The organism is Hydrogenophaga sp. (genome assembly GCF_051860785.1).
GTDB lineage: Bacteria > Pseudomonadota > Gammaproteobacteria > Burkholderiales > Burkholderiaceae_C > Hydrogenophaga.
This window is the reverse complement of sequence record NZ_JBIMLB010000007.1, coordinates 129,273-143,203: the sequence shown is the minus strand read 5'-3', so window position 1 is coordinate 143,203 and position 13,931 is coordinate 129,273. Positions and strand designations below refer to the sequence as shown.

The window sequence follows — 13,931 nt, the reverse complement described above, 5'->3', positions numbered from 1 at the left end:
TTGCGGGCCTTGGTCTTTTCTGTTCAGTAGATTTGCGGCACGTGGATTTCGCCGGGTACCTGGTGGCGGCGGTAGCCTTCGTGGCGCACGCGTTCGGGCAGGGTGATGGTGGGGCGTTCCACTTCGCCGTAGGGCATCTGCTGGAGCAGGTGGTGAATGCAGTTCAGGCGCGCCTTTTTCTTGTCATCGGCCTGCACCACCCACCAGGGCGATTCGGAGATGTGGGTGCGTTCCAGCATCACTTCCTTCGCCTGGGTGTAGAGCTCCCAGCGGCGCCGGCTTTCCAGGTCCATGGGACTGAGCTTCCACTGCTTGAGCGGATCGTGGATGCGGCCGAGAAAGCGCAGGTGCTGCTCTTCGTCCGAGATGGAAAACCAGTACTTGATGAGCTGGATGCCGGAGCGAACCAGCATGCGCTCGAACTCGGGGACGGAGCGGAAGAATTCCTCGTACTGCTCGTCGGTGCAGAAGCCCATGACGCGCTCGACCCCCGCGCGGTTGTACCAGCTGCGATCGAACAGCACCATCTCGCCAGCCGCCGGCAGGTGCGCGGCATAACGCTGGAAATACCACTGCGTGCGTTCCCGGTCGTTCGGCGCCGGCAAGGCGGCCACGCGGCACACGCGCGGGTTCAGGCGCTGGGTGATGCGTTTGATCGCGCCGCCCTTGCCCGCCGCGTCCCGGCCCTCGAACAGGATCACCACCTTGTGCCCGGTGGCCACCACCCAGTCCTGCAATTTCACGAGCTCGGCCTGCAGGCGGAACAGCTCACGGAAGTAGACGCGGCGCGCTTCTTTCGCTTGCGACGCGTCGACCACATCGGTCTCACGGTCCTCCAGCTCCATCTCGAGCTCTTCGTCGAAGCCGTCCATCAGGTCTGCATGGATGCGGCGCATCAAGTCGTCAGCGTTGTCGAGCATGGTGAAGGTTCGAAAGTTGAGGCAAAGCGCCAAGGCTAGAGGCCGCATATGACAGTGCCGTGACGCGCACGTGTCGCATAATTCGTGCTGAATTGACGTTTACGTCAACGTCACATCACCCCCTCAAAGGAATCACTCATGGACATTCAAGGCAAGGTTTTCATCGTCACCGGCGGCGCGTCGGGTTTGGGCGAAGGCACGGCGCGCATGCTCGCGGCCAACGGCGGCAAGGTGGTGATTGCCGACATGCAGGCTGAGAAGGGCGAGGCCGTGGCGAACGAGATCGGCGGCGCCTTCGTGAAGTGCGACGTGAGCAGCGAAGCCGATGGCCAGGCCGTGGTGGCCAAGGCGGTGTCCATGGGCAAGCTCATGGGCCTGGTGAATTGCGCGGGCATTGCGCCCGCGGAAAAGACCGTGGGCAAGAACGGCGCTCACAACCTCGGCGTGTACACCAAGACCGTCATGGTCAACCTGGTGGGCAGCTTCAACATGATCCGTCTGGCGGCCGAAGCCATGAGCAAGAACGAGCCCGAAGCCACCGGCGAGCGCGGCGTGATGATCTCCACCGCCAGCGTGGCCGCCTACGACGGTCAGATCGGCCAGGCCGCCTACGCCGCGTCCAAGGGCGGCATCGTCGGCATGACGCTGCCGATCGCACGCGACCTGTCGCGCAACGGCATCCGCAACATGACGATTGCGCCCGGCATCTTCGGCACACCCATGCTGTTTGGCATGCCCAAGGAGGTGCAGGACGCGCTCGCGGCCGGCGTGCCGTTTCCCAGCCGCCTGGGCACGCCCGAGGACTACGCCAGACTGGCCCGGCACATCTTCGAGAACGACATGCTCAACGGCGAAGTGATCCGCCTGGACGGCGCGATCCGCCTCGCGCCGAAGTAAGGCCCACCCCCGCGCCGCGCCTGTGGCGCGTCACCCCCTCAAGGGGGCAACACCTGCGGCCTGGCAAAGCCAGTTCCGCGGTGTTCTGGATAGACTTCCCCTCCTTGATGCAGATGGGGTTGCAAATGAAACGTCTTGCTTCGATGTCTGTGCTGTGGCTGCTGGGTGCATGCACCGTCATCGCGCCCGAACAGCAACCTGAGCGGGCCTCCGGCCTGACGGTCAAGCCCGGTTGGACCTTCCAGCGCCAGGCGGTGGCCGCCGCCAATCCGCTCGCCACCGAGGCCGGCGCGCGCATCCTTCGCGAAGGCGGCAGTGCGGTGGATGCGGCCATCGCGGTGCAGATGGTGCTCACGCTGGTGGAGCCGCAGTCCAGTGGCATCGGTGGTGGCGCCTTCCTGCTGCACCACGATGGGCGCCGCATCCAGGCTTTCGACGGCCGCGAGACCGCGCCTGCTGCCGCCACCGAGCAGCTGTTCCTGGATTCGCAGGGCAAGCCGCGGCCATTCATGGAGGCCGTGACAAGTGGCCTTTCGGTCGGGGTGCCCGGGGCCGTGATGATGCTGGCGCAGGCCCACCGGCAACATGGCAAGCTGCCGTGGGCTCGACTGTTCGAGCCCGCCATTGCGCTGGCCGAACAGGGCTTTGCGGTGAGCCCACGCCTGCACACGCTGCTGCTGTCGGAAACGGCGCTCAAGAGCGATCCTGTGGCTGCGGCCTACTTCTACCGCCCGGACGGCCAGCCGCACCCTGTCGGCCATGTGCTGCGCAACCCCGAACTGGCGCAGGTGTTGCGCAACCTCGCGTTACAGGGTCCGATCGCGCTGCACGAAGGGCCAGTGGCGCGGGCCATCGTGGACAAGGTGCAGCAGCATCCCGTGCGGCCCGGCCACCTGAGCCTGGACGACCTCAAACGCTACCAACCGCGCGAGCGCGAGGCGCTGTGCCACGACCACGTGGCCGTCCAGCGCGCGCTGCGCATCTGCGGCTTCCCGCCGCCGAGTTCTGGTGCCATCGCCGTTGGGCAGATCCTGGGGCTGCTTGCGCGCACGCCGCAGGCGCAAGAGCCGCTGGTTCGAGGCGCGATGTCTGGCGGACTGCCCTCGGCCGACTGGCTGCACAGCTACACCGAAGCCTCGCGCCTGGCCTTTGCCGACCGCGCGCAATACGTGGCCGACCCCGACTTCGTCGCCGCGCCCGGCGGCCGTTGGAGCAGCCTGCTGGATGCGCGCTACCTTGACGAGCGCGCGCGCCTGATCACGCCCACCCGCATACCGCAGGCGCCCGCCGGCCAGCCCGGTGGCACGCAAGTGAGCTGGGCGCCCATGCCCGAGCAGATGGAATACGGCACCAGCCACATCAGCATCGTGGACCGTTTCGGCAATGCCCTGGCCATGACGACCACCATCGAGGCTGCGTTCGGCTCTCGCCTGATGGTCAGCACCGACCCGCAACGTGCCGGCGGCTTCCTGCTCAACAACGAGCTCACCGACTTCAGCTTCGCACCGCGCGACGCGCAGGGCCGGCCGATCGCCAACCGCGTCGAGCCTGGCAAGCGCCCGCGCTCCTCAATGTCGCCCACCCTGGTGTTCGACAAGGCCAGTGGAGAACTGCTCATGAGCGCCGGCAGCCCGGGTGGTGCGCTCATCATCCACTTCACCGCCAAGACGCTGCATGGCGCGCTGCAATGGGGACTCTCTCCTCAGGACGCGATCAACCTGCCCAACTTCGGCACCACGGGCGCAGCGCTGCTGCTCGAGAAGAGCCGATTCCCGGCACCCACGGTTCAGGCTTTGCGCGATCGCGGCCACACGGTGGAAGAACCGGAAATGACCAGCGGTCTTCAAGCGATCCAGCGCGGCACGCAGCGGGGACAGCCGGTGTGGCTGGGCGGCGCCGACCCGCGCCGCGAGGGCATCGTCGCCGGGGACTGAAGCGCCAGAGGCCATCGGTCAGAATAGCCCGGTGGCGATCCCCCAGACCTTCATTCAGGAACTGCTCAACCGCGTGGACGTGGTCGACGTGGTGGGTCGCTACGTGCAGCTCAAGAAGGGCGGTGCCAACCTGATGGGCCTGTGCCCGTTCCATGGCGAGAAGTCGCCCTCGTTCAGCGTCAGCCCGACCAAACAGTTCTACCACTGCTTCGGCTGCGGGGCCAACGGCAACGCCATCGGCTTCCTCATGGAGCACGCGGGCATGAGTTTCATCGAGGCCGTGAAAGACCTGGCGCAACAAACCGGCCTGCAGGTGCCCGAGGAAGAGTCCTCGCCGCAGGACCGCGAGCGCGCCGCGCAGCAACGCCAGAAGCAGGCCACGCTCACCGACGTGCTGGAGAAAGCGGCACAGGCCTATGCGAAACAACTCAAGGTGTCGCCGCGCGCGGTGGATTACCTCAAGGGTCGGGGCCTCTCGGGCCAGATCGCCAAGACTTTCGGCCTGGGCTACGCGCCTGAAGGCTGGCGCTCCCTGGCCAGTGTGTTCCCCGACTACCAGGACCCCCTGCTGGTGGAATCGGGCATGGTCATCGAGCACGAGGACGAGAAAGGCGCCGATGGCCAGTCGAAGCGTTACGACCGGTTCCGCGACCGCATCATGTTCCCGATCCGCAACGTCAAAGGCGAGTGCATCGGCTTTGGCGGGCGTGTGCTTGACAAGGGCGAGCCCAAGTATCTCAACTCGCCCGAGACGCCGGTGTTCAGCAAGGGCCGCGAACTCTACGGCTTGTTCGAAGGGCGCACCGCCATCCGCGTGGCGGGCTACGCGCTGGTGACCGAGGGCTACATGGACGTGGTCGCCCTGGCCCAGCTCGGTTTTGCCAATGCCGTGGCCACGCTGGGCACGGCCTGCACGCCCGACCACGTGCAGAAGCTCTTTCGATTCACCGATGCGGTGGTCTTCAGCTTCGATGGCGACGGCGCGGGCCGGCGCGCCGCGCGCAAGGCGCTGGATGCCGCCCTGCCCCTGGCCACCGACACGCGCAGTGTGAAGTTCCTCTTTCTGCCCGCCGAGCACGACCCGGACAGCTTCGTTCGGGCGAATGGCGAAGCCGCCTTTGCCCAGTGCGTGAAGGAAGCCGTGCCGCTGTCGCGTTTCCTGATCGAGGCCGCCAGCGCAGACTGTGACCTCTCCAGTGCCGAAGGTCGCGCTCGCATGGCGAGTCAGGCGCGGCCGCTGTGGGGGGCGTTGCCTGATGGTGCCCTCAAGCGCCAGCTCATCGGTGAACTGGCCGACGCCATCGCCCTGGACAGCCAGGACCTGATCCAGCTATGGCAGCAAGGCGGTGGCCAGCGAGGACAGCCTCGAGGCGGGCCGGCCGACCCCCCCAGCCGCGCACGGAAACGGGATTCAGATGCCGGTGCCACGCGCCGCGCGGCCTCAACACCACCTGCCCGTCGAGCGCCGGGTCACCGGCGCGGCGTGGCCAGTCGCGCCGACCGCGCTGTGGGGCTGCTGCTGGCCAATCCACTGGCCTGGGACAGCCTCTCTGCCGACGACCACGCGCTGCTGGCGCACCTGGAGGCGCCTCACGGACCGGTGTTCAGTTGGCTGGAAGGCCAGTTGCATGAACACGGCCCGCAGCCCTGGGCCGCCCTGCGCGAGGCCTTGCGCGGCCACGAGCACGAGTTGTTCGCCTGCGCGCAAGCCGAACAGGTGGTGATGCCCACGGAGCCGGATGCGGAAATTCAGGAGGTGCAGGAACTACAGGAAGTGATGACGCGCCTGCGCATCGAGCACCTCAAAGCAATGGAGAGCGAGGCCATCGCACTCTCCGCTCAGGATCCACGACAACTGGACCGCTACCGGGAGATCCAGGCCCTACGCAAGGCGCTAGAGCACAAAATCGGCGACCCGGCGGTATAATCCACGGTTTTGCACCGCAAGCGCGACAGCAGCACCTCCGGCACCGGCCCGGCCCCCAGCAACGGGGCTACATGGACACCCTCCTGGCCACCTCAGCGACCCGTCCGGTCCTGACGGAACTCCGCAAGGACTGCACACCAAATGTTCGCCCCCACAGCTTGCAGGCCCGCACCTTCCGGCAAGGCGCGGGCGATGTGCCCTTCAAAATCACCGGGGTGACCGCGCCGCGCGGCCTTCAGGCGTTTTTGTGTGATCTGCCGGTTCCAGTTCGACATTTTTTTGAGGTCCTCATGCCCGCGAAGAAATCCAGTACGCCCGTCGTGTCCAGCACCAAGACCGCCAAGAAGGCCAGCCCACGCGCTGCTGCCCCGGCTTCGCCCCCCAAGAAAGCCCCTGCTGTGACTCAGAAGACCCCCGCCAAGCCCGCGGCCAAGGCCGCGCCCGCCAAGAAATCCGCCGCCAAGGCCGAGCCGATCGAAGAAACCACCGCGAAGAAAAAGGCTGGTCGCCCTGCGAAAGCCGAAGTGGCCGAAGCGCCCGCGGCCAAGCGGGGCCGCAAGCCCAAGGCGGATGCCAAAGGCAAAGGCAAGGCCGATGCGGACCTGGACGATGCCGACCTGAGCGACATCGAGGATGACCTGACGGGCGAAGTTGAAGCCGAAGCGGTCGACACCACCGCGCAGACGACCGAGAAGGTCAAACCGTTGCGCATGAAGATCAGCAAGGCGAAAGAGCGCGCGCTGATGAAGGAATTCGGTCTGGACGAGACCATCCTCTCCGAAGAGGAAGCGCGCAACCGCCGCGAACGCCTGAAAACCCTGATCAAGCTGGGCAAGACGCGTGGCTACCTCACGCACGGCGAAATCAACGACCACCTGCCCGACAAGCTGGTGGAAGCCGAGACGCTGGAAGTGGTGGTGTCTCTGCTCAACGACATGGGCGTGGCCGTCTACGAACAGACGCCCGACGCCGAGACCCTCCTGCTGAACAACACCGGCCCGACCGCTGCCACCGAAGAGGAAGCCGAGGAAGAAGCCGAAGCCGCCCTGTCCACGGTGGACAGCGAGTTCGGCCGCACCACCGACCCGGTGCGCATGTACATGCGCGAAATGGGCACGGTTGAACTGCTCACCCGCGAAGGTGAGATCGAGATCGCCAAGCGCATCGAGGGCGGTCTGAACGACATGATGGCCGCCATCAGCGAGAGCCCGGCCACCATCGCCGAGATCCTGGTCATGGCCGAGGACATCCGCGAAGGCAAGGTCGTCATCTCCACCGTGGTCGACGGCTTTGCCGATGCCGACGAGGCCGACGACTATGTGGCCGAAGAAGACTTCGACGACTACGATGAAGCCGATGACGACGACGGCAAGGGCGGCTCCAAGGCGCTCACCCGCAAGCTGGAAGAGCTCAAGCGCGAGGCGCTCACGCGTTTCGACACCATGCGCGCGCTGTTCGAAAAGCTGCACAAGACCTACGACAAGGAAGGTTACGGCACGCCCGCCTACCTCAAGACGCAGAAGTCCATCACCGAGACGCTGATGTCGATCCGCTTCACCGCGAAGGCGATCGAGAAGCTGTGCAGCACCATGCGCAACCAGGTGGATGAAGTGCGCAAGAAGGAACGCGAACTGCGCCGCATCATCGTGGACAAGTGCGGCATGCCGCAGGAGAAGTTCATCGCTGAATTCCCGGCCAACCTGCTGAACCTGAAGTGGGTGGAAAAGCAGGCTGCCGCCGGCAAGCCCTGGAGCGTGGTGATGGAGCGCAACATCCCCCCGATCCAGGAACTGCAGCAGGGGCTGATGAACATCCAGAGCAGCGTGGTCGTGCCGCTGGCGCACCTGAAGGACATCAACAAGCGCATGAACGAAGGCGAAGCCACGTCGCGCGATGCCAAGAAGGAAATGATCGAGGCCAACCTGCGCCTGGTGATCTCGATCGCGAAGAAGTACACCAACCGTGGTCTGCAGTTCCTCGACCTGATCCAGGAAGGCAACATCGGCCTGATGAAGGCGGTGGACAAATTCGAATACCGCCGTGGCTACAAGTTCTCGACCTACGCCACCTGGTGGATCCGCCAGGCCATCACCCGGTCCATTGCGGATCAGGCTCGAACCATCCGCATTCCGGTGCACATGATCGAGACCATCAACAAGATGAACCGCATCAGCCGCCAGCACTTGCAGGAATTCGGTTTCGAGCCCGATGCGTCCATTCTGGCCGAGAAGATGGAGATGCCCGAGGACAAGATCCGCAAGATCATGAAGATCGCGAAAGAGCCGATCTCGATGGAAACGCCGATCGGTGACGACGACGATTCGCACCTGGGCGATTTCATTGAAGACCAGGCGAACACCGCGCCCATCGAAGCGGCCATGCAGGCCGGCCTGCGCGAAGTGGTCAAGGAAATCCTCGACAGCCTCACGCCGCGCGAAGCCAAGGTGCTGCGCATGCGCTTCGGCATCGAGATGTCCACCGACCACACACTGGAAGAAGTGGGCAAACAGTTCGACGTGACGCGCGAGCGCATCCGCCAGATCGAAAGCAAGGCCGTTCGCAAGCTCAAGCACCCGAGCCGCTCGGACAAATTGCGCAGCTTCATCGACACGCTGTAAAACGCGCGCACCTGCAAGCAGAGAAAAGGGGAGCCGCGGGCTCCCCTTTTTTCATCGCCGGGCCGCCCCCAAGATGAAAAACACCCCCGCGGGGGGCAGCGACCCGCGGAGCGGCGGAGCGTGGGGGCCATTTTTCATGGTTCAACGCACGCCCAGCATCCAGCCTTCAAGTTCGGCGACATCGCGCTCCATGGGCGTGAGCGGTGGCTGAAAGCAGGCTTCCAGAGCGCCGCGCGCGGCCATGTCGGCCATCCAGCGCGCGGTGGCGTAGGCGTCGTGCTCGTCCGATTCGCGCCGCTCGCGCGGATAACGGCGACGAAAGATGGACGGGTGAACCTCCACGATCACCGACTTGTCGGTGGGCAGTTGCCAGCCATCGAATGGCCAGAAGTGCAAACGGTTGCCGACCTCGTCGCGCAGCCATTTCAGCCAGGGAATGCCGGCGTGAGCGGCCTTCGCGGCCACCCCATGCACATCGAAAAGAAAGACGCTGCGGGCCGAGACTGTCCAGCGTTCGGTCAGGCGAAGCGCCTCGCCCGGTGCGTCCTGTTGCGCTGCGCCCCAGGCACTGTTGCGCTGCTGCTGAAGCAGTCGGCGCCTGACCGCATCCACGCCCACCCGGTCCTCATGCGTGGGCCAGTGCGCCAGGAAGTGGTTGAGAAATGCGGGCCAGGCGTCCAGTTGGTGACGCCCGAAATGGGAGACCGGCATTGAAAAACCGTGGTCCATGCCGGCCAGGAAGCGCGTGCCCTGAAGAACTTCGTCACGCAATCGCTCGGCCACTTCGCGGCGGTTCCAGTTCAAGCACTCGCTGCGGGAATCGGTCTGCGGACAATCCCAGCGCTGCGCGCCTCGCAAACCCGGCCGCGCGGCGTAGACCTGCAGACCTTTCAAACGGGTCAAGGGCGTCTGTGCGCCGGAATAGCCGATGCCAAGGAAACAGTCGAACATGCCCCTGCTCCTACCGCGTGGAGCGGTGGCCGATCAGTTCCCGGAGTCCCCGAGCGGCACCCTCCCGATCGCTGGCATCACCCGCGCGCATCGCGTCGACCAGAGCGAGCATTTCGTGCAGGGTGCCATCGTGCATGGCCGCATACGGAACGCCGGGATGCAGCGGCTCGATCCCCTCGCCCCGCGCCGGCCCTTGCAGATGCGGCCAGACCCATGGAGCCGCACGCTGGGTCAACCAGCGAGCTGCGGCAGGCCAACTGTGCCCCGTGGGAACGCCCGGCGAACTGGGCAGGCGCTGAGCAGGAAACGCGTACCGCGCGCCGTGTACGGCGAACTCGGCGAGGTTCGCGAAGTGCGCGCGCGCAGGGTTGTCGTTCATCGAAGGCGCTGCTTCGCTGACCACCCCACGCGCCACAGCAAGCTTGCTCGGCCTGCGCGGTCTGGCTCGCACCCGATACAGCGCTGCAGGCTCTTCCAGCACGCCACCAGACGTTGCCGCGACCGGCCACACGGGGTTGTTTTCCATGAGGCCGGCCTGCAAGCCACGCTTCACGCAGGCGTGTGCCTCGGAAGCGCTCAGGCCCAGGTCGTTGGCGATGCTGGCGTAGGTCCATCGCTGGCCAGCCAGGGCGACGAGTTTCAGTGACAGCAGAAAATCTTGCGGCTTCAGTTGCATATCATTCTTTATTCGTGAATTGCGAACAAAGAATAACAAAAGGCAAACGGAAAAGCAACCCGGTTTGTCGACGACCTCAAGCGCCAGGCAAGGTCACCGTCACGGCGAGACCCGGTCGCGCATTGCGCACCGCGAAGTTACCGCCGTGCGCCTCTGCCACCAAGCGGCAGAGGTAGAGTCCCAGGCCCACGCCACCGGCGCTTCGGGTGCGGGCGGTATCGGGGCGGAAAAAGGGTTGGGCCAGGTGAGGCAACTGGTCGTCGGGCACGCCCGGGCCATGGTCGCGCACCTCGATAAGCACGCCCTGGTCGCCCGTGGCATCGGGGTGGATGTGCAACTCCACGGGCTGAGACGCGCCGGCGCTGTGGCGCAGGGCGTTGTCCAGCAGGTTGCGCAGCAGCAGCCGCACGCGGATGCGGTCCAGCGGCAGCGTGGGCAGGCCAGAAGGGGTGCTCAGCCGAATGGTGCTCGCCGCGGTCTGCGTGATCGCCAGTTCGTCAATCACTTCTCTGGCGAGCACAGCGGGATCGGTGAGCTCGCGGTGCAGCGCCTGGTGTCGGCTGGCGAGGCGCTCGCTCTCCAGCAAGTCGCTGATGAGGCGTGCCATTTCGGCCAGGTCTCGCAGCAGGGCCTCACGCTGCCCTGCGATGTCTTCGGATTCCGGCAGCAACTCGGTGTTGAGGCGCGCGCGGGTCAAAGGGCTTCGCAGCTCATGGCTGATCGCGAGCAGCAGCGCGCGCTGGGCTTCGAGCATCTGGTGAATGTCGTGGCCCATGGTGTTGATGGTGGTGGCGAGCTGACCCAGTTCATCGGGCCGATGCGGTCGTCGCACGGGGATGGGCTGGCCGAACTCGCCCGCCCCGAAGCGCTGTGCGCCCTGGCGGATGTCGTCCAGCGGGCGCAACAGCTTGCGCACGTACAGGTAGGCCAGCAGCGTGAGCAGCAACAACACGCCCAGGGTGAAACCGATCAGTTTTGGCCGGCGCTCGAAAGCAGCGTCGTTCAGGCCGAACTCGATGCGGTGACCGTCCGCCGTGGTTCGCAGGAGCAGGCCGTCCCAGTCCTGGTCGTCTCCCCAGCCGGGGCCGTCGCCATCGGCGTCGCGCGGGCGGTCGCGCTTCCAGTGTGGCTTGATCTGATCGGGATGTGACCGCCAGTTCACCTGCGGTCCGCTGATGGCAATGGTCACCGGCAGGCGCTGCGTGAGCGCCTGCGCGCGCTCGACGCTGGGCGTGCCGCCCACCACGACCTCGGTGCCGAGGCGGTCCACATAGTCCATCAGCAGGGGTCTGGCCGCCTCACGCCAACCGACCGAGAACGCCTTCTGCGCGCCGCTGATGAAGGTGAAGGCCATGCCCATGGCCAGCAGCAGAAAAACCAGCACGAGGCGCAACCTGAGGGAGCAGCGCAGGGCCGCAAAGGCGCGGCGGTACCAGGGAAGCGCAGGCGTGGTCACGGCGTGAGGCGGCGCAAGGCGAGCGAGTAACCGGCGTTGCGCAGGGTCTTGATGCAGTCCAGCGGCTCGAGCTTTCTGCGCAGGCGACTGACCACGATGTCGACGGCCCGGGTGTAGAGGTCTGCATCGTGCCCGCGCAACTGGTTGAGGATGTCGTCGCGGCTGAACACGCGGCCACTCTCGCGCGCGAGCAGGTGAAGCAATTCGAACTCGGTGCCGGTGAGTTCCACCGCCTCACCCTGGCGCGTCACGCTGCGGCGGGCGGGGTCGATGCTCAGGCCCTCGAACGCCAGCACCCCCGGCGACGGCGCCGCTGCTGCCGGGCCGTTCTGGCCATTGCGCCTGCGCAGCACGGTCTGGATGCGCGCAACCAGTTCGCGCGGCTCGAAAGGCTTGGGCAGGTAGTCGTCGGCGCCGAGTTCCAGGCCGACCACGCGGTCCATCACATCACCGCGCGCGGTGAGCATCACGATGGGAATGTCGCTTTCCTTGCGAATGGTGCGACAGAGTTCGAAGCCATCCATCTCGGGCAGCATCACATCCAGGATCGCAACCTCGAACGAACCGGCGCGCAACCGCGCCAGGCCTTCGCTGGGCCGCAGCGCGTGCGTCAAGGCCAGCTCGAAGCGCTGGAAATAGGTGGCCAGCGGCGCCCCCAACTGTTCGTCGTCGTCAATCAGCAAGACACGGTGCATGCGGCATTCTCACTCACATCACCGCGTCTGGGCCCACATCGCTCATGGCACGGTGACGCAGGATGAGCCGGCGCAGGCGCTGCTGGGCTCCGGTGTCCATGCCATCGAAGCGGTCGGCCACCGACAGGATGGCCGGCAGCGTGTGCACCGCTTCAGCGGGCTGGCGGCGCGAGAACCGGGCCCACAGGCCCAGCGCGTGCTCACGGTCGAAGCGCGGGCCCCAGACCAGGGCCAGCAGCTCATCGTGCGGGTCGTCCACGTCGGCCAGCAGCGCGGGACCGTGGTCGCGCAACGGCTGGCCAATGGCTTGCAATGCCGGTGACATCGCCGTCTCGCAGCGTCAACCGCGACCGAACCAGCCCTTGCGCTGCGCCATGCGCTCGCGCACTTCGGCCTGCTGCGTCGGGTTGAGGCTGTCGTAGAAATCGGCCAGGGCGTTGATCACCTCGGGGCTGCTGACCTGCAACACGCGGGTCTTTTCGTCGAGCAGGTTCAGCGCGCGGGCGCGGTCGAACTTTTCGGCCGACACCAGCGAACGCAACTCGGCGCGCGGGTCGGTGGTCTGCCCGATGAAGGCCGCACGCTGGGCTTGCACCTTGTCGGCCAGCACATTCAGCTTCTGCTGCTGAGCAGCGTCGAGGTCGAGCTTGCTGGTGATGCGCCCGACCACCTTGCCTCGCACCTCGGCCATCTTCTCTGCACTCATGGGGGCACGCTCGTGGTGGCCGCGCGTGCCGCAGGCGGCAAGGCCGCCGATCGCGATGGAAACGCCAGTGAAGGCCATGAGGGTGCGTTTGATCCAGGGTTTCATGATGGAAGTCCTTTGCGAAGGGCTGTTGAACATGTCTGTCATGGTGCCCAGGCCGCCGCTACTTCGGGTCTCGGCGCGGTTTCGGTTTCTTTCGGTTTGTATCAACGCCCACCGCGCGCACCCGCGCCAGGTAGTCGATCACATGCGCACCCAGGCGCTCGGCCACCATGCGCGCAATGTGCGGCAGCGCGCGCCCGGCGCTCACCGCCACCCCCACCGTCTGCGGTTGCGCACTCTTGTCCTTCAGCGGTACGAAGCGCAGTTGGCCCGCGAGGATCTCCGGGCCCGCATCGAGCTCGGAAGTGAGCGCCACATGGCTGCCGCTTCGCACCAGGCTTTTGACGAGTTGCAATGAGTTCGTCACCAGCGGCGGCCGGGCCTCCTGCAGCAGCCAGTTGTGGCGCCGTTCCAGGTAGCGCCGGATCGCCAGCACCTTGCTCTGCGCAGCCAGCGGCCAGGCGGCCACGTCCTTGAAACTCACCTGCCCGTGTGACGCGAGCGGATGCCCTGGCGCCACCACGCAGCCCAGCGGCAGGTCGGCCGTGGCAACGATGTGCAGATCGCGGCCGGGCTTGAGGTTGAAGGCCACCGCCAGGTCCACGTCGCCCGCACGCAACCGTTGTACGGCCTCGTCGGGACTCACGATGTCCACCTCCAGCACGATGCCGGGATGCTCCTGCGCCACCGCCAGCACGAACTCGGGCAACAGGCCGTTCACATGGCTGTCCATGGCGGCCAGCCTCAGGTGTCCCTGGCTCACGCCCTGCAGGTGCTTGATGTCGGAGAGCGTCCGGTTCAGGTCTGCCTTCCAGCGCTGCGAAAGCGCGAGCAGCAGTTCGCCCGCAGCGGTCAGCCGCATGCCACGCGGCTGGCGTTCGAACAGCGGCAGCTCAAGGTCTTCCTCGAGCATCAGGATGTGGCGATCGATCGCCGAGGCGGAGATGGATACCTCGCGCGCCGCCGCCTGGACCGAACCGAGCTGGGCCACTGCCGCCACGTAACGCAGCGCCTTGGGATGAAGCAGTTGATTGAGGTTGCTCATGCGT

13 protein-coding genes are annotated in these 13,931 nt (G+C 66.0%); 4 read left to right on the top strand and 9 right to left on the bottom strand.

Annotated features, from left to right (window positions below; genetic code table 11):
* Positions 1–23: 23 nt before the first annotated feature.
* Positions 24–920, bottom strand: coding sequence for a polyphosphate kinase 2 (ppk2, locus tag ACTIF6_RS11760; protein ID WP_439588167.1), 897 nt, complete (start codon positions 918–920; stop codon positions 24–26).
* A gap of 138 nt (positions 921–1,058) precedes the next feature.
* On the opposite strand from ppk2, the gene ACTIF6_RS11755 reads away from it, so the two are divergent.
* The 3 genes from ACTIF6_RS11755 (at position 1,059) to dnaG (ending at position 5,678) form a co-directional block, all read left to right on the top strand.
* Complete coding sequence (locus ACTIF6_RS11755; protein WP_439588166.1) at positions 1,059–1,817, top strand: 3-hydroxyacyl-CoA dehydrogenase; 759 nt, start codon at positions 1,059–1,061, stop codon at positions 1,815–1,817.
* A gap of 125 nt (positions 1,818–1,942) precedes the next feature.
* Positions 1,943–3,751 carry a gamma-glutamyltransferase family protein gene (locus ACTIF6_RS11750; protein ID WP_439588165.1) on the top strand — a complete coding sequence of 603 codons (1,809 nt, stop codon included), beginning with the start codon at positions 1,943–1,945 and terminating at the stop codon, positions 3,749–3,751.
* Positions 3,752–3,782: 31 nt separating this feature from the next.
* Positions 3,783–5,678, top strand: coding sequence for a DNA primase (dnaG, locus tag ACTIF6_RS11745; RefSeq protein WP_439588164.1), 1,896 nt, complete (start codon positions 3,783–3,785; stop codon positions 5,676–5,678).
* Between the two features lie 92 nt (positions 5,679–5,770).
* Here dnaG and ACTIF6_RS11740 read toward each other — a convergent pair whose 3' ends face one another.
* On the bottom strand, positions 5,771–5,953 hold the full coding sequence (locus ACTIF6_RS11740; protein WP_439588163.1) for a hypothetical protein: 183 nt from the start codon (positions 5,951–5,953) through the stop codon (positions 5,771–5,773).
* A gap of 15 nt (positions 5,954–5,968) precedes the next feature.
* On the opposite strand from ACTIF6_RS11740, the gene rpoD reads away from it, so the two are divergent.
* Positions 5,969–8,296 (top strand): RNA polymerase sigma factor RpoD, encoded by a 2,328-nt coding sequence (gene rpoD, locus ACTIF6_RS11735; protein WP_439588162.1) that lies wholly within the window; start codon positions 5,969–5,971, stop codon positions 8,294–8,296.
* Between the two features lie 141 nt (positions 8,297–8,437).
* Here the strand turns inward: rpoD and ACTIF6_RS11730 are convergent, their stop codons facing one another.
* The 7 genes from ACTIF6_RS11730 to ACTIF6_RS11700 all read right to left on the bottom strand — a co-directional run bounded on the left by ACTIF6_RS11730 (position 8,438) and on the right by ACTIF6_RS11700 (position 13,927).
* Positions 8,438–9,247, bottom strand: a complete 810-nt coding sequence (locus tag ACTIF6_RS11730; protein ID WP_439588161.1) for a hypothetical protein — start codon at positions 9,245–9,247, stop codon at positions 8,438–8,440.
* A gap of 10 nt (positions 9,248–9,257) precedes the next feature.
* Complete coding sequence (locus ACTIF6_RS11725; protein WP_439588160.1) at positions 9,258–9,923, bottom strand: hypothetical protein; 666 nt, start codon at positions 9,921–9,923, stop codon at positions 9,258–9,260.
* Between the two features lie 76 nt (positions 9,924–9,999).
* On the bottom strand, positions 10,000–11,379 hold the full coding sequence (locus ACTIF6_RS11720) for a HAMP domain-containing sensor histidine kinase (protein WP_439588159.1): 1,380 nt from the start codon (positions 11,377–11,379) through the stop codon (positions 10,000–10,002).
* Positions 11,376–12,074: a response regulator transcription factor gene (locus ACTIF6_RS11715; protein WP_439588158.1), complete on the bottom strand. Its 699-nt coding sequence runs from the start codon at positions 12,072–12,074 to the stop codon at positions 11,376–11,378. Before ACTIF6_RS11715 ends, ACTIF6_RS11720 begins: the two co-directional genes overlap by 4 nt.
* Before the next feature lie 13 nt (positions 12,075–12,087).
* Positions 12,088–12,399 carry a hypothetical protein gene (locus ACTIF6_RS11710; protein WP_439588157.1) on the bottom strand — a complete coding sequence of 104 codons (312 nt, stop codon included), beginning with the start codon at positions 12,397–12,399 and terminating at the stop codon, positions 12,088–12,090.
* A gap of 15 nt (positions 12,400–12,414) precedes the next feature.
* Positions 12,415–12,885, bottom strand: coding sequence for a Spy/CpxP family protein refolding chaperone (locus ACTIF6_RS11705; RefSeq protein WP_439588156.1), 471 nt, complete (start codon positions 12,883–12,885; stop codon positions 12,415–12,417).
* Positions 12,886–12,943: 58 nt separating this feature from the next.
* Positions 12,944–13,927 carry a LysR family transcriptional regulator gene (locus ACTIF6_RS11700; RefSeq protein ID WP_439588155.1) on the bottom strand — a complete coding sequence of 328 codons (984 nt, stop codon included), beginning with the start codon at positions 13,925–13,927 and terminating at the stop codon, positions 12,944–12,946.
* Positions 13,928–13,931 lie beyond the last annotated feature (4 nt).

What these genes read in the sequence shown, in the direction of transcription:
- rpoD (WP_439588162.1), top strand. Translation starts at nt 5,969, where the DNA reads ATGCCCGCGAAGAAATCCAGTACGCCCGTCGTGTCCAGCACCAAGACC.
- ACTIF6_RS11705 (WP_439588156.1), bottom strand. Translation starts at nt 12,885, where the DNA reads ATGAAACCCTGGATCAAACGCACCCTCATGGCCTTCACTGGCGTTTCC.
- ACTIF6_RS11740 (WP_439588163.1), bottom strand. Translation starts at nt 5,953, where the DNA reads ATGTCGAACTGGAACCGGCAGATCACACAAAAACGCCTGAAGGCCGCG.
- ACTIF6_RS11715 (WP_439588158.1), bottom strand. Translation starts at nt 12,074, where the DNA reads ATGCACCGTGTCTTGCTGATTGACGACGACGAACAGTTGGGGGCGCCG.
- ACTIF6_RS11750 (WP_439588165.1), top strand. Translation starts at nt 1,943, where the DNA reads ATGAAACGTCTTGCTTCGATGTCTGTGCTGTGGCTGCTGGGTGCATGC.
- ppk2 (WP_439588167.1), bottom strand. Translation starts at nt 920, where the DNA reads ATGCTCGACAACGCTGACGACTTGATGCGCCGCATCCATGCAGACCTG.
- ACTIF6_RS11730 (WP_439588161.1), bottom strand. Translation starts at nt 9,247, where the DNA reads ATGTTCGACTGTTTCCTTGGCATCGGCTATTCCGGCGCACAGACGCCC.
- ACTIF6_RS11710 (WP_439588157.1), bottom strand. Translation starts at nt 12,399, where the DNA reads ATGTCACCGGCATTGCAAGCCATTGGCCAGCCGTTGCGCGACCACGGT.
- ACTIF6_RS11725 (WP_439588160.1), bottom strand. Translation starts at nt 9,923, where the DNA reads ATGCAACTGAAGCCGCAAGATTTTCTGCTGTCACTGAAACTCGTCGCC.
- ACTIF6_RS11700 (WP_439588155.1), bottom strand. Translation starts at nt 13,927, where the DNA reads ATGAGCAACCTCAATCAACTGCTTCATCCCAAGGCGCTGCGTTACGTG.
- ACTIF6_RS11755 (WP_439588166.1), top strand. Translation starts at nt 1,059, where the DNA reads ATGGACATTCAAGGCAAGGTTTTCATCGTCACCGGCGGCGCGTCGGGT.